Raw genomic sequence first — 24,286 nt, forward strand, 5'->3', positions numbered from 1 at the left:
GCTGCCTATTGTTGGGTAGACTCGACTTTTTTTGCTTCATCGGAAAGGGGGAACCTTTCCAGCAGCAGATTTTTATATTCCTGTGCCAGGCCATTATTGCCTAAGGCACGCTCCGTTTGCATCCCGTACCACAATGATTGGGAAGTATGTTGGGCGGTGCCCAAATAACGCTGCAAATAGGCTTTGGCAGGCCAGTATTCGCGGTTTTGATAACTGATGATCTGCATTTCCAGCAAGGCCGGGGCATATTCCGGATTGCTCAGCAACGCTTGCTTAAAAAAAGCTTTGGCACGCGATTTTTGGCCCTGTTTTAGCTCGCAAATACCGGCATTGGTCAATGCCAGCCACTGCCGGTCATTCAGCAGGTTGGCAATCGCCTTAGCCAATAAACCCATGCCTTGGACAGGGTCGCCATGTTCACAAAGAAAACGGCCATAGTTATTCAGCACCCCCAAGTCTTCGGGGGCCAGTTTCAAGGCGGTCTCGTAATGCTCTTTGGCAATAGGGTATTTTTCAATTTTCTCGTATAAAAACGCCAGGGCGTTATGCACCTTAACGTTGCCGGAATCGTTGTTTAAGGCTTTTTCCAAGTTTTCTTTGGCAATTTCCAAGCGGTTCATATTCATATAACGCACACCCAATTGCAAATAGGTGTCCGTTTTTTCGTTTTTTTCGGCCGTGGTCGCACAGGCGCCCAAGGTTAGGGCGCATGCCAAGATAAGCGCATATCTGCCTGTCCGGCACCTATCAGGCCACATTTTCAGCACCTGCCAGTTTAAGTTTAAGGTGGCGGCGGCTTTTGTCTTTCACTTGGCCAACCAATTGGCCGCAAGCGGCGTCTATATCTTCGCCACGGGTTTTGCGGACGGTTGTGACTATCCCCGCATCGTTCAACAAGGTTTTAAATTGGTGGATACGGTTTTTGCTGGAGCAGCGGTAAGACGAATTTGGGAAAGGGTTGAACGGGATCAAATTGATTTTTGCCGGTACGGTTTTTAATAGTTCAACTAAACCATGGGCGTCTTCCAGCGAGTCATTCACGCCATCAAGCATCACATATTCAAAAGTCACGGTGCGGCGTGGCGCCAATTTGGCGTTTTCGCGGCAGGCTTCCATTAACTCTTTAAGCGGGTATTTTTTATTGATCGGCACCAGTTCATCACGCAGTTCATCCCTGACCGCATGTAAGGACACCGCCAGGCTGACGTCACAAACTTCAGTCAACCGGTACATGGCGGGGACTACGCCTGAAGTGCTGATGGTCACCCGGCGTTTGGACAGGCCGTAGGCAAAATCATCCATCATCAAGTTCATCGCGGCGACCACATTGTCAAAATTCAACAGCGGCTCGCCCATGCCCATCATGACCACATTAGTGACTTTGGCGTCCTTTCCTAAGCGGTTTTGTGCAACATAGACCTGGCCAATGATTTCGGAGGTGTCCAAATTGCGGTTAAAGCCTTGCTGTGCGGTTGAACAAAAAGTGCATGCCAAGGCGCACCCGATTTGGGAGGAGACACATAAAGTCCCGCGCCCTTCTTCGGGGATGAACACCGTTTCCACGCGATTGCCGCAATGGGTTTGCAACACCCACTTGTACACGCCATCACTGGCGAGTTGTTCAACGACAATTTCGGGGGTCTCAAGACAGCAGTTTTCCGCCAAATAGCTACGCAAAGGTTTGCTTAAGTTGGTCATCAAGTCAAAGTCAGTGACCCCTTCCTGATAAATCCATTTAAGTAATTGCGTTGCCCGGAATGGCTTTTCACCTAAACCGACAAAAAAGGCCGCGAGGCCTTTTCTGTCGAAATCGAGCAAATTGATTTTTTTAACCTTAGCGGGTTCTGGCACAGAGTTCATCATCTGAGAAGAAATAAGCAATTTCTCTAGCCGCCGTTGCCAATGCGTCTGACCCATGCACGGCATTTTCGTCTATGCTGTTCGCAAAGTCGGCGCGGATAGTGCCTGCGGCAGCGTCTTTAGGGTTGGTTGCGCCCATGATTTCACGGTGTTTTAGAACGGCATTTTCACCTTCCAACACTTGCATGATGACCGGGCCTGAAATCATGAAAGCGACGAGGTCATTGAAAAAACCGCGTTCGCTGTGTTCTGCGTAAAAACCTTCCGCTTGTCCTTTAGTCAAATGCAGCATTTTTGCAGCAACGATTTTCAGGCCGTTTTTTTCAAAACGGCTATAAATTTCGCCGATCACGTTTTTTGCCACTGCATCTGGTTTAATGATTGAGAAGGTACGTTCGATTGCCATTGTTTCTAAAGCTCCAAGGGATTGATTAAAAATGATTGCCAATTATAGCCGATTAAGATGACGGATGTGATTAATCGTGAACTTACGGCAAATTATCCAGATGGGATTCCTTGACATCGGGGATCAGGTCTTGCGGGCTGACCCCCAAAATCAACGCCATCGGGCTGGCGATAAAAATGGATGAGTAGGTGCCGAAAAATACCCCGAACAACAGCACCACAGCAAAACCATGTATCACTTCGCCGCCTAAGAAGAACAGTGAAACTAAAACCAAGATAACCGTCAGCGAAGTCATAATGGTACGGCTCAAAGTCACGTTTACAGAAATGTTCATCATTTCTTCAGTGGTTTTATTCCTTATCAAGATAAAATTTTCCCTGATACGGTCATAGACCACAATGGTGTCGTTCAGCGAATAACCAATCAATGCCAACACTGCCGCCAATACCGTCAAATCAAATTCCATCTTTAACAATGAAAAGACACCCAGCGTGACAATAACATCATGCAGGGTGGCGATGACGGCACCCAAGGAGAATTTCCATTCAAACCTCCACGCGACATAAATCAAAATGCCGATGGTTGAATAGAGCAAAGCCAAAAAGCCGTCTTGAGCCAAATCGTCACCGACTTGCGGGCCGACAAACTCCACGCGCCGTAAACTTGCAGGTTCAGCGGTGTGCTTGTTGATCGCTTCCAGCACCTTAGTGCTTAAGTCGGCACTGCTCACACCTTCTTGTAACTTCAAACGGATCAGCACATCTTTGGCCGTGCCAAAATTCTGCACCGTCGCATCGGCAAAACCGGATTCATCAAGTGTCGTGCGTAACACAGTCAAATCCGCAGGCTTTTGGTAACCGACTTCAATGAGCGTGCCGCCAGTAAAGTCAATGCCCATCTGCAAACCCTGCACGGAGAGCGTGATAATCGAGATGATTGACAACAACCCCGAAAAAATCAGGGCTATGTTGCGGTTGCCTATAAAGTTTATATTGGTTGTTTTCATAATTTAATGTTTTAAATTTTTCCAAATGGGACACGTCGGATTGCAACCCCCTCCCTACGAAGGGGCCCGGGGCATTTCATCCGCCCCGGGTATTTGCAAAAAACCTAAATGGACAACTTTTCAACCCTACGGTCGCCGTAAATCCAGTTGATGACCATCCGGGTGCCGGTGATTGCGGTGAACATGGAAGAAAGGATACCGATGATCAAGGTCACAGCGAAACCCTTGACCGAGCCGGTGCCAAAGGCAAACAACACCACGGCAACGACCAAGTTTGTGACATGGGAGTCCAAAATGGTCGCAAACGCTTTTTCGTAACCGATGAAGATGCTTGCGGCGGGTGAGTTGCCGTTCCTGATCTCTTCTTTAACCCGCTCAAAAATCAATACGTTGGCATCAACCGACATACCAACCGTGAGGATGATCCCGGCAATGCCAGGCAAAGTCAGGGTCGCCTGGAGCATGGATAAAATGGCGACGACAATGACCACGTTAAACGCCAGCGCGAAATTGGCGATCAGTCCGAACAAGCGGTAATAAACCGCCATGAATAGCACTACCAGGACAAAGCCGACGACAAACGACAAAAAGCCCTTGTCGATATTGTCCTGGCCCAGGCTAGGGCCTACGGTGCGTTCTTCGACGATGTCCACCGGAGCCGCCAACGCGCCCGCCCTTAACAGCAGGGACAAGTTACGTGCTTCCTGTGGGCTGTCCAAACCGGTCGTTTGGAAGCGTTTGCTGAACACGCCTTGGATGGTCGCGACACTAATGACTTTTTCGACTTTTTCCTTATGGCGGATTTTCTCGCCGTTGACCACTTTGGTTTCAACTTTGTATTCGATGAACACGACCGCCATCGGTTTGCCGACATTGGCTTGGGTCAGCTTGCCCATTTTCGCCGCGCCCACACCATTTAAGGAGATGAACACCGCAGGCCGGCCGTCTTGGTCAATACCGGAAGAGGCGTCGACGATTTGGTCGCCAGTGACAATAATTTGGCGGTTCAATAAGATGGGCTGGCCATTTTTCTCGTAATACAAACGGCTGCCGACGGGCGGATGGCCTTCGACGGCCTTTTGCACATCATGCTCGACATCGACCAGGCGGTATTCCAGTGTGGCGGTGGTTCCCAGGATTTCTTTGGCGCGGGTCGTGTCTTGCACGCCAGGCAATTGCACCATGATGCGGTTTTCACCTTGTTGCTGGATCACCGGTTCGGCGACGCCCAATTCATTGACGCGGTTGCGCAAGGTGGTCATGTTTTGCGCCACGGCGTTTTTGCTGGTTTCTTTCAGTTCGCGTTCGGAAATTTTTAGCCACACTTCATCGGCGGCTTCCGGCTCGGTCACCTCCAGTGAATGGAAGTCTTTGTTCAGCAGGGCCAGCAATTGTGGTTTTTCATCCGCCGTTTTCAGCTTTATTTTGATGAAACCGTTATCTTTGGCAACGGATTGGTAGCGCAAATTCGCACCCCTTAAGGCCAAGCGCAAATCATCGTTATAGCGTTCTTCCGCTTGTTTTGCCGCGGCGTCCATATCCACTTCCAGCAAGAAGTGCACGCCACCGCGTAAATCCAAGCCTAGGTACATGGCGTCGGCACCCAATGCACGTAACCAGCCAGGTGTGGTTGGCGCCAAATTTAACGCCACCGTGTAATCACTGCCCATTTTGTCCCTGAGCAAATCGGCGGTTTTTAGTTGGTCATCGGTATTGGTAAAACGCACCAAGACATGGCCGTCTTTGAATTCAAAGTCTTTTACCGGTGCATTGAGGCTTTTAACCAAATTTTGGATTTCGTCAGCTTTAGGCTGCGCTAAAGGCGTTGCGCGGTTTGATGACACTTGCACCGAAGGGTCTTCACCGTATAGATTAGGTAATGCGTAAATAATGGCGACCAGAAAAGCCAGCAGAATTAAGGCATTTTTCCAAAGTGGGTAACTGTTTTGCATTTTGTCCTTCCAATCATTAAACCGCGCCGGAAGTCGTCGCCGGCGGTGTTGCCGTCAAGCAGGCGGTTTATTCTTTTATTATGGATGTTTTTTTGGCAACCGCTTTATAAGTCCCTTTGGGCATCATGTTTTCGACGCTTTGGCGCTGGACTTGAATGAAGGTGTTGTCGCAAATTTCAATTTTCAGGAAGTTTTCATCAAAATCGACGACTTTCCCTAAAATGCCACCGGAAGTGACCACTTCTGTGCCCTTTTTCAAGGTAGCCAGCATTTCCTTTTTTTCTTTTGCGCGCTTTGATTGCGGACGTAAAAATAAAAAGTAAAAAAACACCAAAATACCTAAAGGGAAAAGCATCCCTTCAATACCAGGTTGGCCAGCGGCAGGGGCGGCTTCTGCCAATGCGTCAGAAATAAAGAAACTCATGGTTGTCCTCAATAGTTAAGCGTTAAATAAAAAATCTTGCCATTATGCCATAGTCGGCACGGGTTTTCCTTTTAGTTGGAAAATTTATAAGGTAAAGCCATTAATCCCTGGAATAGCCCAACTTTAGCCCGGCAGTTTTTATTAAAGCTAGCCTACCGCCCTGATCCATAAATGTTTTAAACCCCAGCACCAGACAAGATACGCCCGACACGCAGCAAATCTTCGGGGGTGTCCACACTGGCTGGCGGTGTCTGGGCCACCACCTGCACCCGTACCTTTTCGCCTTGCCACAATATCCTAAGTTGTTCCAGCGACTCAACGGTCTCCAAAACGGAAGCCGGCCATAAACAATAGCGTTGCAAGAAGGCAACGGTGTAGGCGTACATGCCGATATGGCGCAGGTAAGGCATTTTTCCGGACGGTATGCCGCCAGTAGAAGCAAAGCTGCCGCGTTCCCAGGGGATAGGGGCGCGGCTGAAATACAAGGCATAACCGTGTTGGTCCAGCACGACTTTGACGGCGTTGGGGTTGAAGATTTCTTCGGGGCCGATGACTGCGGCGGCGAGCGTGGCGATTCCGGCTTGGTGTTGGCTGGCGAGCGCGGTGGCGACATCGCGGATGTAGCCGGGCGGGATCAGCGGCTCGTCACCCTGCAAGTTGACGATGACCGTGCCGTCCGCCCAGCCGCATTGCCGGGCGACTTCGGCGATACGTTCCGTGCCGCTTTGGTGGTCGGCTCGGGTCATGACCGCCGTAAAACCTAGATCCTGCACGGTTTGCAGGATCCTTCCGTCGTCGGTGGCGACGATGATCTCTTCAGCCCCCGCCTCGCTGGCACGGGCGCAAACATGGGCGATCATCGGTAGGCCGGCGATGTCCAGCAGGGGTTTGCCTGGCAAGCGGGTGGACGCGTAGCGGGCGGGGATGACGACTTTAAACGGCTGGCTCATTGGTATAAGGCTTCGGTTTCTTCGTGGCTTAAGGTGCGGGCTTCATCTTCAAGCATGACCGGAATATCGTCCCGGATTGGGAACGCTAAACGGTCGGCGCGGCAGATCAATTCCTGTTGTTCTTTTTTGTAGCGCAATGGGCTTTTGCAAATCGGGCAGGCGAGGATATCGAGTAATTTTTTATCTATCATGGGTTTTGCTCTTGAGTAGGTTTAAAAGTTGCACGGCAAAATCAGCGTCAGGCAAGGCCTGGACAGGAACAAACCAATGCTGTGGGGTGGCGAAAGCGGTGCATTTTACCGCGTCTTTTTCAGTCATTAATACTGGATGATGGTCGGCAAACATAATGTCGCTGTTTTGGTACTGGTAATGGTCGGGAAAACGGTGGGTTTTACAGGCCAGACCGGCGGCGGACAGTTGTTTGAAAAAGCGTTCGGGGTTGCCGATGCCGGCAATGGCATGGCATGTTTGGCCGGAAAATTCGGACAAGGGTTTGCTTTCGCCTGTGTCCAGATTGATTGCCAAATCGCCACGAAGGGACATGGAAAGTTCATGTTCTTCCGCTTTTTCGCCGTTGACGACGACAAAATCCACGCTTTGCAAGCGATGGATAGGCTCCCGCAAAGGCCCGGCGGGCAGGCAATAGCCATTGCCAAAACGCCGCTCACCATCAATCACGGCGATTTCGATAGTCCGCCCCAAGGCATAATGTTGCAGGCCATCGTCCGACAAAATGATGTTGCAATCGTTGTGCGCCAACAAATGCCGGGCGGCGGCAACCCGGTTGGGCGCGACCACCAACGGGCAGCCGGATTGCCTGGCGATCAGCACCGCTTCATCACCGACTTGCGCGACCGGGCTATCTGGTTGCACGGTTTGCGGCTCCTGCGCTTGCCCGCCATAACCACGGCTGATGATGCCCGGACGGAAGCCAGCCGTTTTTAGCATGTGCGCCAGCCAGATAATCAACGGGGTTTTGCCGGTGCCGCCAACCGTGATGTTGCCCACGACAATCACTGGGACGGGTAGTTCATGGGTTTTTAATAAGCCCATACGGTACAGCCAAGCCCGGAACCGGGCGATGTCACTGAACAGAAAACCCAAGGGCATCAGCCAAGTGCCGATGATTGGGTCTTTGTACCAGATGTTTTCGATGCAACGCGTCAGGGCTTTTTTCATGGTGCGGTGGGTTTGGATTCTGTGGCGAAGCTAATATGGCTGAATCCGGCGGCGCTCGCCGCCTCTAAGGCGGTGATCACGGATTGGTGGGGGGCCTTGCCATCGGCGCCAATGATAAAAGGCGTTGCGGCGGCTTTGGTATTACGTTTTAGGAGGGCTTGGAACAAGGTTTCCCGCTTTTGGTTGAGCAGCTCATGCATCACGCCATCGGCATCTTCCAGAAAATAAACGCCATTCGCATCAATGGTCAGCCTGATGGTGTCGGCCTCCGTTTCGGCTTCCGGGCCGTTGGCGCTGGGCAATTTGATTTTAACCTGGGTTTGTTTGTTGAACGTGGTGCTGACCATAAAGAAGAACAGCAACAGCAAAACCACATCGACCATCGAGGTCATGGAAATTTCTGGGACATGCCTTTTTTTGCGCTGGAATTTCATACATTTGCCTCACGGTCACCGTGTAGGATGTCGATGAGTTTTAACGCTTCCGCTTCCATGTTGACGACATATTCATCAACCAGCCGTTCAAAATAACGGTGGAAAATCAGGCTGGGGATAGCCACGATCAAACCGGCGGCGGTCGTGATCAAAGCCACAGAAATGCCGGCGGCCAAGACAGTAGGGTCACCAATGCCCTGGTTGACGATGGCCGTGAAAGCCTGGATCATCCCGACCACCGTGCCCAGCAAACCTAACAGCGGGGCGATGGAGGCGATAGTGCCTAACGCGTTTAGGAAACGTTCCAAATCGTGCACGACTTGCCGCCCGGCTTCTTCGATGCATTCTTTCATGACATCACGCCCATGGTGGCTGTTGGCAAGCCCGGCCGCGAGAATAAAACCCAATGAGGAGCTTTGCTTCAAACGGTACAAAATGGAATCATCGAGCTTTTTTTCACGCGCCACACGCCAAACTTGCGGCACCAATTCAGGGGGCAGCACTTTCTTTCTCTGTAATGACCAGAAACGTTCGGCAATGATCGCCGTGGCGATGATGGAGCACAAAATGAGAGGCAGCATCAACCAGCCACCGCTTTTTATAATTTCAAACACGGGATGTCCTGATAGGTGAAGGTTAACATTCTTGAAAACCGGTTTTTTTGGGGTCAATACGGGAAGCATAGGCATTATTAGGGTTTTTGCCACAAAACCAGCGTTTTATCCTCGATTTAGGGCGATATTTTACCATCATCCCTGCCTATCCAAATATAAGCAATCAGCAAGGCCAATGCGCAACAAAACGCGGCGGCGGTGTAAATCCCGGTGGCTCCGATAGCGTCAAAATAATAGCCGCTGGCATAGCTGCCAACCATGCCGCCGACGCCTGCGCTGAAGCTGTTGTACAAGGCCTGGCCTTTGCCTTGGTGTTGGCTGCCGAAATAGCGGTGCACCAAATGGATGGACGCGACATGCGTCCCGCCGAAGGTCATTGCGTGCAGCAATTGTGCGAGCAGCAGCCACAGGGTGGAATCGGCGAGATAGGCGATCAGCAGCCAACGTACGATGGCCAGGATGATGCTGGCCAGCAGCAATGCCCGTAACGGGAACCGTGCCAACAAGCGGCGCATAAAAATGAACAGCACAATTTCGGACATCACGCCTAAGGCCCACAGGCCGCCGATCATCGTCGAAGGGTAGTGGTGTTGTTTCAGGACGATGGAATAAAACACATAATAAGGCGAATGGGCAGTTTGCAATAACATGCAGACGGTAAAAAACGCGATGACTTCGGGTTTTTTCAGGATGCGCCAAAGCTTTAACGGTTCCGCGCCATGGCTAATGGCCCGCGCTTCGGGGACGCTTAATGCCGCCACACTAATGCCCAGCAAGAGCAGGATCATGATGGCGGGCAATATCGCCATCGGTTGCCTGTCGATCAGCCAACCTACGGACAATACGGCGACGATAAACCCCACCGAACCCCAGAGCCGGATTTGGCTATAACGGTGCGCGTCGGTTTTCAAATGCGCCAATGTCACCGCTTCAAACTGGGGTAAGGCGGTGCTCCAGAAAAAACTGAACATCAGCGTTGCGGAAACGTATTCCCAATAACTGCGGGCGTATAAAAAACCGCAAAAGCCCAGCACGGCCAGGAACGAGGCGAGGCGGACAATCGGCAAGCTCTTGCCCGTGTGGTCGGCAATCCAGCCTAAGCTATTCGGCGCGACAATTTTGCAAGCCACCAGCACCGCCGAAAGCTCGCCAATTTGCACGGTGTCAAACCCTGCGTTTTTAAGATATAGCCCCCAATAGGGGATAAAAGCGCCGATTGCGGCGAAATAAAACCAGTAAAAGCTTGAAAGCCGCCAGTAGGGGATAGGCATGGGGAATTTAGGTGGCGTGGTACGGCAAGGGTTGTCTTTTTGTAAGGGCCGGCTTTAAAAAAGCCCGGCAAGGCTTTGGGTTTTTAGGGCAGGGCAAGCAGGGATAGGCCGGGATTTCTTGTGGCATCCCGGCCTAAGGGCTGGATCAAGGAAGCCCGGACGCTTATCTTCATCTAGCCCGACTTGCTTTGTTTGGCTTTGGATCACAGGCGGCAGGATTTTACCCACCAAACCGCTCAATCATCTTCTCAGCCTGTTCGGCAAATTCCTCAAGATTGCCTTTGCTCACCGTTTCCACCGGAATCACCAATGCGGTGGTCAGGTTAAGGTAAAGGTAGACATAGCGTTTGCCATATTCGACCCGGAGCAATTCGTTCCAGGCCATTTTGTTTTTGCCACTAGGTGATTTTTCCAGCAGGTATTTGGGGTTGGCAGGGTCTATTGTCAAGGTGTACTTGCCGAACATGTCGTTTTTTTCTTTTGGCGTGTAGCTTTTCAAGATTTGCCGGTGCAAGTCCAGCATCATGATCTTAGGCGACAGCAAAGCCCACAACAGTGCGATCACCAGTACATAAGCGGTGGTTTGCACGTCGTTATAGTAAAAATAGTAAAAAAAACCGATCAAAAAAATCACCCCTGGCACAACAATCCGGTTCTTTTTGATATTGTGTTGGATCTCGTCATTTTTAGCGAACTGCAATTCGTTAAAATGGATCAGGTCTTGTTCGCGGAACTCATATTCAATTTCAAACATATTGTTATTTTTGTCGTTGTTATTAAAAGGGTTTAGTGCATTTTTATTTTGATGTAGACGCTGCGTCTAAAGGCGTTGGACAGCGTCAACATGGCGGTGCGGAAGTAGCCGTGGATGGCGATTTGGTGCATTTTATACAGGGACAAATAGACGATTTTGGCGATGAAGCCACCAATGCTGACCGTCCCCATCAGGTTGCCCATCAAATTGCCGACCGTGGTGTATTTGCCCAATGACACCAAGGAGCCATAATCGTAATAGACAAATTCCACAGGTTTGCCGCCTTGCAAGCGGTTGATGATGGATTTGCCCACGGCGGTGGCCTGTTGGTGCGCGGCTTGGGCTCGGGGCGGCACGTTGCCAGTGTGGCCTGCCCACGCACAGGCGGCACAGTCGCCCATCGCAAAAATGTCATCATCGCTGGTCTTTAAGGTGCTGTCGACCACCAGCTGGTTGATGTGGTTGGTCTCTAAGCCATCCAAGCCCTTTATCCAATCCGGGGCTTTAATGCCCGCCGCCCATACTTTGATATTGGCTTCGATGAATTCGCCATCGTGCGTGGTGATGCCTTCCGGCGTGACTTCGGTGACGCGCCTGCCCAATTTCAGGTCTACACCGAGCTTGACCAATTGTTGTTGGGTCGCCAACGCCAGCTTGTCAGGCAAAGCTGGCAGCAGGCGTGTGGCGGCCTCGATGATGGTCAGTTTGACGTTGCTGGTTTCGTTCAGCCCGTAAATCGCCAGGACATTGGTCACTTCGTGCAATTGCGCCGCCAGTTCCACTCCAGTTGCGCCAGCACCGACGATGGCGATGGACAAGGGCTTGACCATCGCCGGGTCTTTGCCGATGTAATTTTTGATGTAGGTCTCGAACAGTTGCTTTTGGAACTTAAATGCTTGCGAGGTGGTGTCCAGAAACAGGCAGTGTTCTGCCACGCCTTTGATGTTGAAGGTATTGCTGACACTGCCGACGGACATGACCAACGTATCGTAAGCAAAAGTGCGGCGCGGGATCAGCTCTTCGCCTTTGTCATTGACAGTCGGGCTCACGTAAATTTCCCGGTTGGCGCGGTCAAGGCCTTCCATTTTGCCCAGCCGGAAGCGGAAATGGTTACGGTGCGCTTGCGCCATATACTCCACCTGTTCCGATTCGTCTAAAGTCCCGGCCGCCACTTCATGCAGCAAAGGCTTCCAGATATGCGTGGTCGTGGCATCAATCAAGGTGATTTCCGCCAGCCCTTTTTTGCCTAATTTGCAACCTAATGTGGTCGCCAGTTCAAGACCTGCTGCACCGCCACCGACAATGACGACTTTATGTTTGGCAATGATTTCATCCGCCATAACCCTATCCCCCAATAAATGTGATTATCTACGGCTAGCATTATAGCGAATCCATCCTCTGCTGACTGAATTTACGGGTAGTTTATTTGCTTATGGCTACGAATTTTCAGCAAAACAACGCCCTTGCACGATAATCGGCCATGAGCCAGGCATTGGCTATCCCCAATAATGTGCAGGCGGCATTTGGCAAACTCTTGGCGTATCTTTAAAAAAACGATAGCCATTGTGTTCTGGCCTGGGCATGGTATAACTCGCCCGCTGCCACTGGTGGTTTAAACCAATCCAATATGAATGTCATAGGTGCCATGAACACACAGCTTGCCCCCTTTTCCGCATTAACCCCCGACATTATCCTCAACGCATTGGATGCCCTCGGTTTGTCTTGCGACGGGCGGATGTTGGCGCTCAATAGTTATGAAAACCGTGTTTATCAGGTGGGGATTACCGGCTCACCGGCGTTGGTGGTCAAGTTTTACCGCCCCGGACGCTGGACGGACGCGGCCATTTTGGAAGAGCACGCCTTTGTTCAGGAATTGTCCCAAGCGGAATTGCCCGTTGTGCCAGCGTTGGCATTTGCGGGGGACAATAGCCTGCATCATATTGAGGGTTTCCGTTTTACCGTGTTTCCAAAACAAGGCGGACGGGTGCCTGAGTTGGAAGGCAGGATAAAATTGGAATGGATGGGGAGGTTGCTGGGCAGGATACATGCGACTGGCGCCTTGCAGCCATTTAAAAACCGTCCCGCACTTGACATCAATAGCTTTGGCGAGGAGCCACGAACCTATCTGTTGGCCAATAATTGCCTGCCCGGTGAGTTCGTCAATGCGTATCAGGAAATCAGCGGGCAGGCGTTGGACAGTGTCCGGGAATGTTTTGTCCGTGCCGGCCAAGTCAGGCAGATACGGTTGCACGGGGATTGTTATCCAGGAAACATCCTGTGGACGGATGACGGGCCGCATTTTGTGGATTTTGACGATAGCCGGAGCGGGCCGGCGGTACAGGATTTGTGGATGTTGCTGTCCGGTGGGCGGGAAGAGATGACGGTGCAGTTGCGCCATTTGCTGGCGGGTTACCAAACTTTTTTTGATTTCGACCATCGTGAATTGCACTTGATTGAAGCGCTCCGCACCTTGCGGCTAATCCATTATTCCGCATGGATTGCCAAACGCTGGGACGATCCGGCGTTTCCGGCGGCATTCCCGTGGTTTACGATGCCGCGTTATTGGCAAGACCGTATTGTCGAATTGCGTGAACAAATCGCCTTAATGGCGGAACCGCCATTAGGCGTTAGCCTGTAGCAGCCATGTTTTTAGGGGGTTGAAGGTTTTCCGGTGGATGTCGAGGAAACCGGACTGTTGTATTTCAGCCAGATGTTGCGCAGTGCCGTAGCCTTTATGTTGATGGAAGGCATAATCGGGATAAAGCTGGTGGTAGCTGTCCATAAGCTTGTCCCGCTCGACTTTGGCGAGTATGGAGGCGGCGCTGATAGCCTGTATTTTGCTGTCGCCTTTGACTATGGCTTGGGCGGGCATCGTCAGTTTGGGCAACCGGTTACCATCCACAAGGACTTCATTTGGTTGCAGGGATAGGCCATCCACGGCGCGTTGCATGGCTAGCAATGTGGCTTGCAAAATGTTCAGCGCGTCTATTTCTTCGACGCTGGCGGAGGCGATAAACCAACTGAGGGCGTTTTGCTTGACCAGTGCGGCAAGGCTTTCGCGTTTGCTGGCGCTTAGCGTTTTCGAATCGGCCAGCCCAAGTATCGGTTTTTGGGGGTCGAGGATGACGGCGGCGGCGAACACGGGGCCGGCTAAAGGGCCGCGGCCTGCTTCGTCCACTCCGGCTATCAGCCGGCCGCTATCGTTTGGTTGCAAACGGGCTAGCGCAGGATGCCGCGCGATACGTTGCGCAAAAAGCTTACCATATCAGAGACTTGCTTGCTGTCGCCTGCCATGTCTTCCATCTGTTCTATGGCGTCTTCCAGGCGCAAGTTCATTTTGTAGATGAGTTTATAGGCTTTCCTGATTAGGCGGATGTCTTCTGCCGAGATGCCGTTACGTTCCATGCCTACCGAGTTGATGCCATGCGGTTGGGTAGGTTTGCCGCCAACCATGATAAAAGGCGGGATGTCTTGGGTGATGGCGCTGCCCATTGCGGCAAAACTGTATTGCCCTATCTGGGTGAATTGGTGCACCAGTGTGAAACCACCCAAAATGGCATGGCTGTTCAAGCGGACATGTCCGGCCAATGAGGCGCCGTTCGCCATGATGACATGGTCACCGATCACACAATCATGGGCGACGTGGGTATAGGCCATAAACAGGTTGTCGCTGCCAATAAGGGTAAGGCTGTGATCCTGTTTGGTCCCCCTGTGCATGGACGTGAATTCACGGATGGTGTTCCTATCACCAATTTCCAGGCGGGTGACTTCTGCGGCATATTTCTTGTCTTGCGGGTCTTCGCCAATGGATGAAAACTGATAGATACGGTTATCTTCCCCTATCGAAGTGTAGCCTTTGATCACGACATGGGAGCTTATAACCGTGCCGGCGCCAATTTTCACGCCGGCGCCAATTACCGAATAGGCGCCCACTGAAACGCCTTCAGCCAATTCTGCGTCGCTATCGATGATTGCAGTAGGATGTATCAAAATTAATCCACCACAGCCGCACAGCGGATTTCCGCGCTGGCGACAAATTCACCGTCAACTTCGGCGACGCATTCAAAAGCCCAAATGTTACGCTTGCTTTTAACAAAATTAACTTTCAGCATCAATTGGTCTCCGGGGACTACCGGGCGTTTGAATTTGGCCTTATCAATACCGACCAGATAATAAATCATGCCGCCCAGTTCGTCGCCAGCCGTTTCTGAAGCCAATAATCCGGTCGCTTGTGCCAGGGCTTCGAGGATCAGAACCCCCGGCATAATCGGTTTTTGTGGAAAATGCCCCTGAAAAAAAGGTTCGTTATAAGTGACGTTTTTTATGCCGGTCAAGCTAACCCCAGGTTTACACTCGACCACCTTATCAACCAGCAAAAAAGGGTAGCGGTGTGGTAAAAATTCTTGTATTTGTAAAATATCTAATTTGATAGACATAGTAAGGTGCTTTATCTAGGGTTAGTGAGCAAATGCGGACGATAGCTGAATTATTCAGGCATAGCGGCGAGTTTTTGTTGGACTTGGGCGGTCACATCAATTTTTTCACTCGCGTAGATAACCCCGTCGGTGAGCAACAGATCAAAGTTTTGGTCTTTGGCGATGGCGCGGATGGCTTCCACAATCCGGCGTTGTAATTTGCCGAGTTCTTCATTCCTGCGGGCGTTGAAGTCTTCGCTGAATTCTTGCTGCGAGCGTTTCGCATCGCGTTTTTTATTGATGATGTCCTTTTCCAGATTGGAACGTTCGGCATCACCCATGACGCTGCCATCTCTGGTCATACGCTCTTCTTTAGATTGGATCTCTTTTTGCTGGGAAACCAATTGCCTGTCGCGTGGTGAAAACTCTTGTTCCAGGCGCTTTTTGGCTTTTTCTGCCTGCGGGGCTTTCTCAAGTACGGCGGGTATGTTGACGAAACCGATTTTCAAATCGGCAAAGCTTGCAGTGGCGTTCGCAGCCAGCAACATGCCTAAAAATAATCCAATTTTGTTTTTCATTGTTAAATCAATCTCCAAATTAAATAAATAGTAAATTCTGTTACTGGAAGGTGCTTAGATTATAGGGGATAAGGGAGGCAAACCAAAAGGTGTCCGGCTAGAAATTCTGGCCGAAGTTGAATTGGAACAATTGGCTTTGGTCTTTTATCACAACAGGATTGCCATCATTGTTGATGTACGTTGTGTCACCTACATTTAAAGGTTGGGCCACGCTTATGGATAAGGCGCCAAATGGGGATAACCATTCGCCCGACAAACCGGCGGCATATTTTAGGTTGTCCACATTAAACCCGTTGGAAATAGTCCCGGCATCCATAAAAGTGCCCAAACGTACTGATTTGACTTCGGACAAGAACGGCACCGGGAAAAACAGTTCGGCATTCCCGATCAGTTTGGTCGAGCCCCCCAAGGGGAAGCCGTTGGAATCCCGTGGCCCTAGGGTATTGTTTCTGAAACCACGTACCGAACCCGTACCGCCACCATAGTAGTTTTCAAAAAATGGCAGGTCCTTGGATTTGCCATAGCCGCTTCCGTACGCGGCTTCCGCTTGCACCCGCAAAGTGAAATCTTTGGCGAGCGGGAAATAAAGCTGGTGTTTGTAACTGACCTTGTAATATTCCAGGTCGCTACCAGGTACGGTGATCAGTCCTGATAAGCGTTGTTGGCCGCCGCTGCTGGGGAAAATGGCGCGGTTGAGGGTGTCATGCGTCCAGTTTAAGGTTGGGGATATGGTCAGAAAGCTGCTGCCTTCTTTTTTTATAAAATCCCCAATTTGCTTGGACGACAAGGTCGTTTCGCTTAATTGCGTATGCTTGCCTTCCAAACCAAAACGGACCTGGTCAAATTCATTTAATGGGATGCCGAAATCCATGCCGGCATTCAAGACTTCGGTTGAATACCGGGCGATGTTGATTTGCCCGGCATTACGCTTGGTGTAGCCTGCGTTGTAACCGACACTGACCCCGTCAGTGGTGAAGTAAGGGTTGAAAAAACCCAGTTGGTAACTGGTCAGGTAATTGCTGTTGTTAAATGCCAAATTGATGCGCTTGCCAGAACCGAACACGTTATCCTGGGATATATTGGCATTCAAAACAATGCCTTGCACTTGTGAAAAGCCAATGCCTGCGGAAAGGTTGCCGGAGGCTTTTTCAACGACGGAGTATTTGACGTCGATCTGGTCATTGGTGCCGACCACTGGTGGCGTTTCCACATTAACCGATTCAAAATACCCTAACCGTTCAAGCCGTGTTTTGGAGCGCTCAATTTTGGCGCTGGAGGCCCAGCTTGACTCCATTTGCCGCATTTCACGGCGTAACACCTCGTCACGGGTTTTGGTGTTGCCGCTCATATTGATCTGGTGGACATAGGCGCGTTTGCCAGGATCGACGAAAAAGGTCATTTCAACGGTTTTTTTGGCTTCGTTGATTTCCGGCACCATATTGACGTTGGCAAACGCATAGCCATCGTTGCCTAGGCGGTCAGAAATGGCCTTGGAGGTTTCAGTGGCGCTTTTTCTGGAAAAAATCTCACCGGGGCCGATACTGACCAATTTGACCAGTTCATCGGGAGGGGCCACTAAATTCCCGGCCAGCTTGACTTTTTCCAGGCTGTAAACGTCGCCTTCCTTGACGTTGATAGTGATATAAATGCCTTTTTTATCAGGGGTAATGGCGACTTGTGTCGATTCAATCGCGAAATTGATGTAGCCGCGGTCGAGATAATAAGAACGGAGCGTTTCCAGGTCGGCGGCGAGTTTTTGTTTGGAATACTGGTCGTCCTTGGTGTAAAACGATAACAGGTTGGAGGTGCTTAGCTCAATGGTGTCCAACAGGGTTTTGTCATCAAAAGCCTGGTTGCCCACGATATTGATCTGCTGGATTTTGGCAACCTTGCCTTCGGAAATGTTGATGTGGACACCCACCCGGTTACGGGTCAAGGGGCTGACTTCCGTTTTGATCTTTAAGCCGTACTTGCCGTGGCTCAGATATTGGCGGTTTAACTCTTGTTCGACTTTATCCAGCACTTGCCGGTCAAAAATCTTACCTTCCGACAAGCCTATTTTATCTAGGGCTTTTTTCAGGTCATCTTTGGACAAATCCTTATTACCTTCAAAAACGATTTTCGCTATTGATGGCCGTTCAACAACGTTTACAACCAGCGTCGAGCCTACTTGTTCCAAAGAGATGTCTTTGAAAAAACCTGTTTTGAACAGGGCCCGGATGGCCGGGGCGACTTTTTCCTGGGAAAACCTTTCACCGACATTGACGGGCAAATAGTTATAAACCGTCCCGAGAGAGATGCGTTGCAAGCCGTTGACCTTAATGTCACTGACGATGAATTCACCATCACTTTTAACCGCCTGGGATACAAGCAAGCCTAGCAATAACCAGCGAGAAAAAGTATTTAATTTCATGTCAACAGCTAAAAGTAAAACATCATTATTTGAAGATAGATGGGGTCGGATTATAACACAGTAACAATTGAAACCGCCTTATGCCCTGTCTATCGCGAAACTAAGGGTTTCATTGATGGTGGCCGCCGGCCCCAACACCATGAGCAGCCGGTCCAAACCGATGGCGATACCGGCACAATCTGGCAAACCCGAAACTAAGGCGGCCAATAAACGTCGGTCTTTGATGACCGGAGCCAAGTTTTGTTCCTGGCGTATCTGGATTTCCTTATTGAAGCGCCGTTCCTGTTCGGCGGCATCGGCCAATTCGTAGTAGCCATTGCCCAACTCAATGCCGTTCATAAACAATTCCACGCGGTCAACCGTGTGCGGGTTGTTTGCGCTGGCCCTTGCCAATGAGGGCTGGCAAGCGGGATACCCGTAAACCATGCACAGGCCGTTGGCACCTAACTGGGGCTGGATTTTATGGCTGAAAATGACATCCAGCCATAACAGGTGGTTTTCGCCGCACAGCGCCACGGCTTCCGGTAGGCCGTTCGCCATCGCATAAGCACAATAATCCTGATGACAGAACTGTAAAGGGTTTAAGCCGGTATATTGGTGAAAAACGGCCTGATAACTGATCCGTTGTGCCGCTTGCAGTTGATGTCCGGCAACTAGCGTGGCAAATAATTCATCCACTTCATCCATCAGCTCTGGCAAGGTGAAGCCGACCCGATACCATTCTAGTAACGTAAATTCAGGGTTATGGAAGCGCCCTGATTCGCCATTCCTGAAGGCTTTACAAATTTGGTAAATGGAACCGCTACCTGCCGCCAGCAAGCGCTTCATGGCAAATTCAGGGGAAGTTTGCAAGAAAAGCCGCTGTTGCAGCGGTAAGCTGCAATACTCGGTTGTAAAAAATGCCAATTGCGGGTCGGTGCCAATGCCGTGGCCAAGCAAAGGCGTTTCCACTTCAAGCACTCCCCGCTCCAAGAAAAAACACCGGATGCCATGCACCAGCTGCGCCCTTAGGCGCAAAAATTCCAGGTTACAGCTGGGTTGCCAGTCTTCCTGCACTTATTCTTTGACGCGGGAAATATATTCGCCAGTACGGGTGTCAACTTTAATGGTTTCGCCCTGTTGGACAAATAAAGGCACCCTGACCACCGCGCCTGTAGTCAATTTTGCCGGTTTGCCGCCGCCGCCAGAGGTATCGCCACGGACACCCGGATCGGTTTCGATAATTTCCAGTTCGACAAAATTGGCGGGCGTGACCGCCAATGGCGCGTCATTCCACAAAGTGACAAAGCAAAAATCCTGGTCTTTCAGCCATAAGGCGGCGTCACCGACAATTTTAGGGTCGGCTTGGTACTGCTCAAAAGTGTCTTGGACCATAAAATGGCGGAATTCACCGTCATTGTAAAGGTACTGCATTTCCACATCGACAACGTCCGCCCCTTCTAGGGATTCGCCGGATTTGAACGTGCGCTCGATTACGCGGCCTGTTTTCAGGTTCCTGATTTTAACGCGGTTAAACGCTTGGCCTTTGCCGGGTTTGACAAACTCATTTTCAATGATCGCGCAAGGATCATTGTCGATCATGACTTTCAGCCCGGACCTAAACTCACTAGTGCTATAAACAGCCATTTTATCCTCAAGTATGTACAATAATTAGACACAATAAATAAAAGCCGACCATTATAATGGAGGCAACCTTCCAGAGAAACTTTTAATACCTTGGCTATGACCGAAGAATCCTATGAAACCGAGCATTTTTCCCTTAACTGGCAACAACAATTGGCCGGGGCATTCACCCGGCTTGATGACCTGTGCGGGTATCTGCACCTATCAATGGACGGGCTGCCCATTGCCGTTGCGGCAAGCCAAAAATTTGCCCTGAAAGTCCCGTTAAGTTTTGCCGCCAGCATCGAAAAAGGCAATCCCCACGACCCCTTATTGCGGCAAGTGCTGCCCATCGCCGATGAATTGCTCAATATCCCTGGCTTTGGCGATGACCCGGTCGGTGACTTGCCTGCCGTTGCCGAAATCGGCGTGCTGCATAAATACCACGGTAGGGTATTGTTAATCAACACCGGCACTTGCGCAATCAATTGCCGCTATTGCTTCCGGCGGAACTTCCCCTACGCGGACATGCAATTAAGCCGGCAAAAGCAACAGGCCGCGCTTAACTATATCAATGCCGACCCCAGCATCACTGAGGTCATTTTAAGCGGCGGTGACCCTTTGATGTTAAACGACAGCCAATTGGCCGGGCTGATCCAACAACTCAACCAAATTGGCCATGTTGAACGCATCCGCATCCATAGCCGCTTGCCCATTGTCTTGCCTGCACGCATCACCGATGAGTTATTGGCCATTTTGGCAAGCAGCGGCAAAACCATCGTCATGGTGGTGCATTGCAACCATGCCAATGAACTGAACCCGCGCGTGGCGGCTGCACTGGCCCGGTTGAAAAAAACCGGCATCGCCGTATTTAACCAAGCCGTTTTGCTTAAAGGTGTCAATGACGAAGCCGGGGTGCTGTGCGGGCTTAGCGAACGTCTCTTTAGGCATGGGGTGACCCCGTATTACCTGCATTTATTGGATAAGGCGCAAGGTGCCGGCCATTTTGAAGTGGGCTTGGCAGAAGCCTTGAGTATCATGCGTGAAGTCCAGGCCACCTTGCCGGGTTATCTCGTGCCAAAGTTGGTGAAGGAGCAGGCCGGGGCGGCTTATAAAATTTATGCCAGTGATTTGGTGTGACCAATGGCTTTTGGTGTTGCAAACAAGCAGGTTTTTAGTCGGCAACATGGAACTGGGGTCGCCTATATTAGCCGGGCTAGCGTAGGCCTCTATCGAATGCCCACGGTTTTGTCAATGTACATATTACCATTCCTTCGTGATTGTAATAAAAGGGACTGGGGCTAGACTTTAGGTCGGGTGGCAGATGAGGCCGCACGTTTGGGCCATCTTGGCTATTCCCACCCGTCCTAAGGCTTGTCCTTAAATTTATTCACAATTGGAGGAAATATGAAAAAGCTGATCATGCTGTCCTTGTTGGGTTTAATGTCTTTTACGTTGCAGGTGTTTGCCGCACCAGTCAATATCAACACGGCTGATGCCAAAACCATCGCAGATGCCCTAACGAACATAGGCTTGAAGAAGGCCGAGGCGATTGTCAAATACCGCACTGAAAAAGGCCCGTTCAAAACCATTGAAGAGCTTGCGGATGTGCCTGGTATCGGCGAGAAAACGATAGAAAAAAACAAAGCGGACCTTTTGTTAGGTGACGCGGCGGCAGTACCGCCAAAACCGGCATCAGAAAAGAAAACCAAGTAATGGGGAGAGGGAAGGGCTACGAGGTTGTTTTTTACAACCGCGAAGCCGATTAGGGCAGCTTGGGTGCCCGGCCTGTTTAAATTTGCGTGCCAGCAGCCAACACTGCTGGCATGCATTTTTTTGGATAGGTAATTTTGGTATCCATGCCTTCGGCCAATGAAGGCTAAAATGCAAGACAATAAATATCAACTCGCGCGCTGGTCAATTCAATTAGCCAAGCCCATCGCCTGTTTTGCCAAGGCCGCTTTGGCTGGCGGGATATGGTCAAGCACGGCCAAGCCCAGATTCCTTGCGGCGGCAATCGCCAGCCAGTCATTTGAGAATATCTTAACGACACTATCGGTAAAGCCGATGACACGGGCGTGGTCTTTTAGGCGTGCTTGGGTATAAGCGGACAGCACTTCGCGGCTGCCGATGTCTTGCTGGTTTTGTGCGACGGCCGTTAAGTTGGCGGCGAGTTGCATGACATCACGCAAACCTAGGTTGAAACCTTGCCCGGCAACCGGATGCAATTGGTGGGCGGCGTTACCGATGATGACGGCGCGGTCACGTTGCATGGTTTCGGCACGTATCAACGATAAGGGGAAGGCCCGTCTGGGGGCGGCCAAGGCCAGTCCGCCTAACCTAAATCCAAAACAGTCTTGCAATTCATTGAGGAAATCTTTTTCGCTGCCTAACATCAGGGCTTCGGCTTCGTCCGTAGTGCGCGTCCAAACCACGGAACTATGGTGCGTGCCCTGCGGCAATAACGCCAGCGGCCCGGAGGCGGTGAAACGCTCGTAGGCGGTGTTATGGTGCGGGAGCGAAGATTTGACCGTGGTGACGAGGGCGGTTTGCCGATAATCGGTGCTGTGTTGCGGTATATCCAACAAGGCGCGCACGGAGGACATGCCGCCGTCCGCGCCGACCAGCAATTTTGCGCTGAGGTTGATGGAATCGTTGCCTTGTTTGAGGCTAACGTTGATGGCTTCGCCGCCAGGCATCAGCCCGGCCAGCCGTGCCGGAGCGATCACGTCAATGGGGCCCTGTCCGGCCAAATCGGCAAGATGGCCTTCGATATCGCGGGCCGTGATGACGTAGCCTAAAGCGGGGACATGGTTTTTTTCTGCCGATAGCCGGGCTTTGCCAAAGTGCCCGCGGTCAGAAATATGGATGTGTTTGATGGCGGTGGCTTTGTCGGCGATGCCTTGCCAAATGCCCAAGGTTTCCAAGGCGTTGACCGTACCTGCCGCCAACGCCAAGGCACGGTCGCCAGCAGGCGCGGCCTGCTGTTGGGCGCGGGTGTTGGCTTCAATGATGGCGATGCGCAAGCCGCTGCCTTTTAAGGCCAATGCCAGGCAGTTGCCCGCTAAGCCACCACCGGCGATAAGCAAATCATAATCGTATTGCATCAATGGGCCTGTTGCATGAGCGCTTCAATATCGGCGATGGTTTTAGGGACGCTATGGGTCAAGACTTCGCAGCCGTCTTCCGTAACCAACACGTCATCCTCGATGCGGATCCCTATGCCCCGCCATTTGGCATCGGCTTTTTTGTAATCGGCGGGGATGTACAGTCCCGGTTCGACGGTCAGCACCATGCCCGGCTCAAGCGTGCGCCATTCGCCGTTGATTTTATAATCGCCGACATCATGCACGTCCATGCCCAGCCAATGCCCGGTGCGGTGCATGTAAAAGGCCTTATATTTTTCATCTTTGATCAGTTTTTTCACGCTACCCTTTAGCAAACCTAACTTGACCAGCCCACGGGTCAGCACTTCCACGGCGGCATCGTGCGGCTGTATCCAGGTGGCGCCGGGCTTGACCTGTCCGATGGCGGCGTATTGGGCATCCAAAACCAATTGGTAAAGCTCGCGTTGTGCGTCGCTAAACTTGCCGGATACGGGGAAAGTGCGGGTGATGTCCGCCGCGTAATGGTCGCATTCCGCCCCCGCATCAATCAGCAGCAAGTCACCGTTTTTCAAAATGTCGGTGTTGCCGGTGTAATGCAAGGTGCAAGCGTTCTTGCCACCCGCGACAATGGACGGGTAGGCGACGGCGCGAAGCCCCGCTTGCATGAAGTGGTACACCAGTTCCGCTTCGATTTGGTATTCGTGGCGTCCGGCTTGGCAGGCCTGCATGGCTTTGATGTGGCCTTGCGCGGACACTTCGGCGGCATGGCGCATTAGTTTGAGTTCGGCGGCGGATTTGAACAAGCGCATTTCATGGAGGATTTGCTCCAGCGCACTCAACTCATGTGGTGCGGTGATCCCGGAGCGGGCTTTTTGGCGTAGCTGGTTGATCCAATCCAAGACACCGGCATCCAAATCGGCATTTTGGCCCATGGGATAAAACACCTTGCGTTTGCCGGCCAGTAAGTCCGGCAAACGTTCGTCCGCCTCGCCTATCGGAAAGGCTTCGTCGGCGGAATAGTGTTGGGTCGCGCCTTCGAGGCCGGCATGTGCGCCTTCCCAGAGGGCTTTGGTTTCGTCAAATTCGCGGCAGAACAGGATATATTCGCCTTCCTCACGGCCTGGGACAAACACCGCCAAAGCATCCGCCTCGTTAAATCCGGTCAGATAATAAAAATCGCTATCTTGCCGGAACGGGTAATCGACATCGCGGTTGCGGGTACGCACGGATGCGCTGGAAATGAGGGCGATATTGCCGATCCCCACCTGCTGCATCAGTTGCTTACGGCGTTTTTTAAATTCGTTCGCTTTCATGCCCACCT

The 24,286-nt window shown here is 51.3% G+C and carries 26 protein-coding genes; 3 read left to right on the forward strand and 23 right to left on the reverse strand.

Annotated features, from left to right (window positions below; all coding sequences use genetic code 11):
- Nucleotides 1–5: 5 nt before the first annotated feature.
- From pilW to METMI_RS0107460, 14 genes are all read right to left on the reverse strand, one after another.
- Nucleotides 6–758: a type IV pilus biogenesis/stability protein PilW gene (gene pilW, locus METMI_RS0107390; protein ID WP_019865640.1), complete on the reverse strand. Its 753-nt coding sequence runs from the start codon at nt 756–758 to the stop codon at nt 6–8.
- Nucleotides 748–1,860 (reverse strand): 23S rRNA (adenine(2503)-C(2))-methyltransferase RlmN, encoded by a 1,113-nt coding sequence (rlmN, locus tag METMI_RS0107395; RefSeq protein WP_029151537.1) that lies wholly within the window; start codon nt 1,858–1,860, stop codon nt 748–750. The genes pilW and rlmN overlap by 11 nt, the downstream gene beginning before the upstream one ends.
- Complete coding sequence (ndk, locus tag METMI_RS0107400) at nt 1,835–2,266, reverse strand: nucleoside-diphosphate kinase (RefSeq protein ID WP_019865642.1); 432 nt, start codon at nt 2,264–2,266, stop codon at nt 1,835–1,837. Before ndk ends, rlmN begins: the two co-directional genes overlap by 26 nt.
- An 82-nt stretch (nt 2,267–2,348) precedes the next feature.
- The gene (secF, locus tag METMI_RS0107405; RefSeq protein ID WP_019865643.1) at nt 2,349–3,272 is read right to left on the reverse strand and encodes a protein translocase subunit SecF; all 924 of its coding nucleotides are present in this window, start codon (nt 3,270–3,272) and stop codon (nt 2,349–2,351) included.
- A 104-nt stretch (nt 3,273–3,376) separates the two neighbouring features.
- Nucleotides 3,377–5,224, reverse strand: coding sequence for a protein translocase subunit SecD (gene secD / locus METMI_RS0107410; RefSeq protein WP_019865644.1), 1,848 nt, complete (start codon nt 5,222–5,224; stop codon nt 3,377–3,379).
- A 67-nt stretch (nt 5,225–5,291) separates the two neighbouring features.
- Complete coding sequence (gene yajC / locus METMI_RS0107415; RefSeq protein ID WP_019865645.1) at nt 5,292–5,648, reverse strand: preprotein translocase subunit YajC; 357 nt, start codon at nt 5,646–5,648, stop codon at nt 5,292–5,294.
- 176 nt (nt 5,649–5,824) lie between these two features.
- Nucleotides 5,825–6,598, reverse strand: coding sequence for a 3-deoxy-manno-octulosonate cytidylyltransferase (gene kdsB, locus METMI_RS0107420; RefSeq protein ID WP_019865646.1), 774 nt, complete (start codon nt 6,596–6,598; stop codon nt 5,825–5,827).
- Nucleotides 6,595–6,789 (reverse strand): Trm112 family protein, encoded by a 195-nt coding sequence (locus METMI_RS0107425; RefSeq protein ID WP_019865647.1) that lies wholly within the window; start codon nt 6,787–6,789, stop codon nt 6,595–6,597. Before METMI_RS0107425 ends, kdsB begins: the two co-directional genes overlap by 4 nt.
- Nucleotides 6,779–7,777 carry a tetraacyldisaccharide 4'-kinase gene (lpxK, locus tag METMI_RS0107430; protein WP_019865648.1) on the reverse strand — a complete coding sequence of 333 codons (999 nt, stop codon included), beginning with the start codon at nt 7,775–7,777 and terminating at the stop codon, nt 6,779–6,781. Before lpxK ends, METMI_RS0107425 begins: the two co-directional genes overlap by 11 nt.
- A complete protein-coding gene (locus tag METMI_RS0107435; RefSeq protein ID WP_019865649.1) occupies nt 7,774–8,211 on the reverse strand; it encodes an ExbD/TolR family protein in 438 nt (145 codons plus the stop codon). Before METMI_RS0107435 ends, lpxK begins: the two co-directional genes overlap by 4 nt.
- On the reverse strand, nt 8,208–8,825 hold the full coding sequence (locus METMI_RS0107440; RefSeq protein ID WP_019865650.1) for a MotA/TolQ/ExbB proton channel family protein: 618 nt from the start codon (nt 8,823–8,825) through the stop codon (nt 8,208–8,210). The genes METMI_RS0107435 and METMI_RS0107440 overlap by 4 nt, the downstream gene beginning before the upstream one ends.
- A 116-nt stretch (nt 8,826–8,941) precedes the next feature.
- Nucleotides 8,942–10,096, reverse strand: coding sequence for an MFS transporter (locus METMI_RS0107445; protein WP_019865651.1), 1,155 nt, complete (start codon nt 10,094–10,096; stop codon nt 8,942–8,944).
- Nucleotides 10,097–10,316: 220 nt separating this feature from the next.
- On the reverse strand, nt 10,317–10,850 hold the full coding sequence (locus METMI_RS0107455) for a YcxB family protein (protein ID WP_019865653.1): 534 nt from the start codon (nt 10,848–10,850) through the stop codon (nt 10,317–10,319).
- A 32-nt stretch (nt 10,851–10,882) separates the two neighbouring features.
- Entirely contained in the window at nt 10,883–12,190 is a 1,308-nt protein-coding gene (locus METMI_RS0107460; RefSeq protein WP_019865654.1) for an NAD(P)/FAD-dependent oxidoreductase, read from the reverse strand.
- A 305-nt stretch (nt 12,191–12,495) separates the two neighbouring features.
- Here METMI_RS0107460 and METMI_RS0107465 point away from each other — a divergent pair, with 305 nt between their 5' ends.
- Nucleotides 12,496–13,488: a serine/threonine protein kinase gene (locus METMI_RS0107465; RefSeq protein WP_040572961.1), complete on the forward strand. Its 993-nt coding sequence runs from the start codon at nt 12,496–12,498 to the stop codon at nt 13,486–13,488.
- Here METMI_RS0107465 and rnhB read toward each other — a convergent pair.
- The 7 genes from rnhB to efp form a co-directional block, all read right to left on the reverse strand.
- Entirely contained in the window at nt 13,471–14,064 is a 594-nt protein-coding gene (rnhB, locus tag METMI_RS0107470; protein WP_019865656.1) for a ribonuclease HII, read from the reverse strand. The genes METMI_RS0107465 and rnhB overlap by 18 nt on opposite strands.
- A 5-nt stretch (nt 14,065–14,069) precedes the next feature.
- On the reverse strand, nt 14,070–14,840 hold the full coding sequence (gene lpxA, locus METMI_RS0107475; protein WP_019865657.1) for an acyl-ACP--UDP-N-acetylglucosamine O-acyltransferase: 771 nt from the start codon (nt 14,838–14,840) through the stop codon (nt 14,070–14,072).
- A 2-nt stretch (nt 14,841–14,842) separates the two neighbouring features.
- Nucleotides 14,843–15,286 carry a 3-hydroxyacyl-ACP dehydratase FabZ gene (gene fabZ, locus METMI_RS0107480; protein WP_019865658.1) on the reverse strand — a complete coding sequence of 148 codons (444 nt, stop codon included), beginning with the start codon at nt 15,284–15,286 and terminating at the stop codon, nt 14,843–14,845.
- Nucleotides 15,287–15,336: 50 nt separating this feature from the next.
- A complete protein-coding gene (locus METMI_RS0107485; RefSeq protein ID WP_019865659.1) occupies nt 15,337–15,843 on the reverse strand; it encodes an OmpH family outer membrane protein in 507 nt (168 codons plus the stop codon).
- 97 nt (nt 15,844–15,940) lie between these two features.
- Nucleotides 15,941–18,256 (reverse strand): outer membrane protein assembly factor BamA, encoded by a 2,316-nt coding sequence (gene bamA, locus METMI_RS0107490; protein WP_019865660.1) that lies wholly within the window; start codon nt 18,254–18,256, stop codon nt 15,941–15,943.
- Nucleotides 18,257–18,334: 78 nt separating this feature from the next.
- On the reverse strand, nt 18,335–19,312 hold the full coding sequence (epmA, locus tag METMI_RS0107495) for an EF-P lysine aminoacylase EpmA (protein WP_019865661.1): 978 nt from the start codon (nt 19,310–19,312) through the stop codon (nt 18,335–18,337).
- The gene (gene efp / locus METMI_RS0107500) at nt 19,313–19,882 is read right to left on the reverse strand and encodes an elongation factor P (protein WP_019865662.1); all 570 of its coding nucleotides are present in this window, start codon (nt 19,880–19,882) and stop codon (nt 19,313–19,315) included.
- 96 nt (nt 19,883–19,978) lie between these two features.
- Here efp and epmB point away from each other — a divergent pair, with 96 nt between their 5' ends.
- Complete coding sequence (epmB, locus tag METMI_RS0107505; RefSeq protein ID WP_019865663.1) at nt 19,979–20,998, forward strand: EF-P beta-lysylation protein EpmB; 1,020 nt, start codon at nt 19,979–19,981, stop codon at nt 20,996–20,998.
- Between the two features lie 267 nt (nt 20,999–21,265).
- Entirely contained in the window at nt 21,266–21,574 is a 309-nt protein-coding gene (locus METMI_RS0107510; protein WP_019865664.1) for a ComEA family DNA-binding protein, read from the forward strand.
- A 206-nt stretch (nt 21,575–21,780) separates the two neighbouring features.
- On the opposite strand, the gene ubiH is transcribed toward METMI_RS0107510, so the two are convergent.
- Both ubiH and pepP read right to left on the reverse strand, forming a co-directional pair.
- The gene (gene ubiH, locus METMI_RS0107515) at nt 21,781–22,965 is read right to left on the reverse strand and encodes a 2-octaprenyl-6-methoxyphenyl hydroxylase (RefSeq protein ID WP_019865665.1); all 1,185 of its coding nucleotides are present in this window, start codon (nt 22,963–22,965) and stop codon (nt 21,781–21,783) included.
- Nucleotides 22,965–24,278, reverse strand: a complete 1,314-nt coding sequence (gene pepP, locus METMI_RS0107520) for a Xaa-Pro aminopeptidase (protein WP_019865666.1) — start codon at nt 24,276–24,278, stop codon at nt 22,965–22,967. The genes ubiH and pepP overlap by 1 nt, the downstream gene beginning before the upstream one ends.
- Nucleotides 24,279–24,286 lie beyond the last annotated feature (8 nt).

The organism is Methylovulum miyakonense HT12, assembly GCF_000384075.1.
GTDB classification, from domain to species: domain Bacteria; phylum Pseudomonadota; class Gammaproteobacteria; order Methylococcales; family Methylomonadaceae; genus Methylovulum; species Methylovulum miyakonense.

Excerpts from the sequence above, each read along its gene's own strand:
- METMI_RS0107510 (WP_019865664.1), top strand. The coding sequence starts at position 21,266 with ATGAAAAAGCTGATCATGCTGTCCTTGTTGGGTTTAATGTCTTTTACG.
- efp (WP_019865662.1), bottom strand. The coding sequence starts at position 19,882 with ATGGCTGTTTATAGCACTAGTGAGTTTAGGTCCGGGCTGAAAGTCATG.
- METMI_RS0107465 (WP_040572961.1), top strand. The coding sequence starts at position 12,496 with ATGAACACACAGCTTGCCCCCTTTTCCGCATTAACCCCCGACATTATC.
- secF (WP_019865643.1), bottom strand. The coding sequence starts at position 3,272 with ATGAAAACAACCAATATAAACTTTATAGGCAACCGCAACATAGCCCTG.
- bamA (WP_019865660.1), bottom strand. The coding sequence starts at position 18,256 with ATGAAATTAAATACTTTTTCTCGCTGGTTATTGCTAGGCTTGCTTGTA.
- kdsB (WP_019865646.1), bottom strand. The coding sequence starts at position 6,598 with ATGAGCCAGCCGTTTAAAGTCGTCATCCCCGCCCGCTACGCGTCCACC.
- rlmN (WP_029151537.1), bottom strand. The coding sequence starts at position 1,860 with ATGAACTCTGTGCCAGAACCCGCTAAGGTTAAAAAAATCAATTTGCTC.
- pilW (WP_019865640.1), bottom strand. The coding sequence starts at position 758 with ATGTGGCCTGATAGGTGCCGGACAGGCAGATATGCGCTTATCTTGGCA.
- METMI_RS0107425 (WP_019865647.1), bottom strand. The coding sequence starts at position 6,789 with ATGATAGATAAAAAATTACTCGATATCCTCGCCTGCCCGATTTGCAAA.
- ndk (WP_019865642.1), bottom strand. The coding sequence starts at position 2,266 with ATGGCAATCGAACGTACCTTCTCAATCATTAAACCAGATGCAGTGGCA.
- lpxK (WP_019865648.1), bottom strand. The coding sequence starts at position 7,777 with ATGAAAAAAGCCCTGACGCGTTGCATCGAAAACATCTGGTACAAAGAC.
- ubiH (WP_019865665.1), bottom strand. The coding sequence starts at position 22,965 with ATGCAATACGATTATGATTTGCTTATCGCCGGTGGTGGCTTAGCGGGC.
- METMI_RS0107460 (WP_019865654.1), bottom strand. The coding sequence starts at position 12,190 with ATGGCGGATGAAATCATTGCCAAACATAAAGTCGTCATTGTCGGTGGC.
- epmB (WP_019865663.1), top strand. The coding sequence starts at position 19,979 with ATGACCGAAGAATCCTATGAAACCGAGCATTTTTCCCTTAACTGGCAA.
- METMI_RS0107435 (WP_019865649.1), bottom strand. The coding sequence starts at position 8,211 with ATGAAATTCCAGCGCAAAAAAAGGCATGTCCCAGAAATTTCCATGACC.
- METMI_RS0107485 (WP_019865659.1), bottom strand. The coding sequence starts at position 15,843 with ATGAAAAACAAAATTGGATTATTTTTAGGCATGTTGCTGGCTGCGAAC.
- METMI_RS0107455 (WP_019865653.1), bottom strand. The coding sequence starts at position 10,850 with ATGTTTGAAATTGAATATGAGTTCCGCGAACAAGACCTGATCCATTTT.
- METMI_RS0107445 (WP_019865651.1), bottom strand. The coding sequence starts at position 10,096 with ATGCCTATCCCCTACTGGCGGCTTTCAAGCTTTTACTGGTTTTATTTC.
- fabZ (WP_019865658.1), bottom strand. The coding sequence starts at position 15,286 with ATGTCTATCAAATTAGATATTTTACAAATACAAGAATTTTTACCACAC.
- yajC (WP_019865645.1), bottom strand. The coding sequence starts at position 5,648 with ATGAGTTTCTTTATTTCTGACGCATTGGCAGAAGCCGCCCCTGCCGCT.
- secD (WP_019865644.1), bottom strand. The coding sequence starts at position 5,224 with ATGCAAAACAGTTACCCACTTTGGAAAAATGCCTTAATTCTGCTGGCT.
- pepP (WP_019865666.1), bottom strand. The coding sequence starts at position 24,278 with ATGAAAGCGAACGAATTTAAAAAACGCCGTAAGCAACTGATGCAGCAG.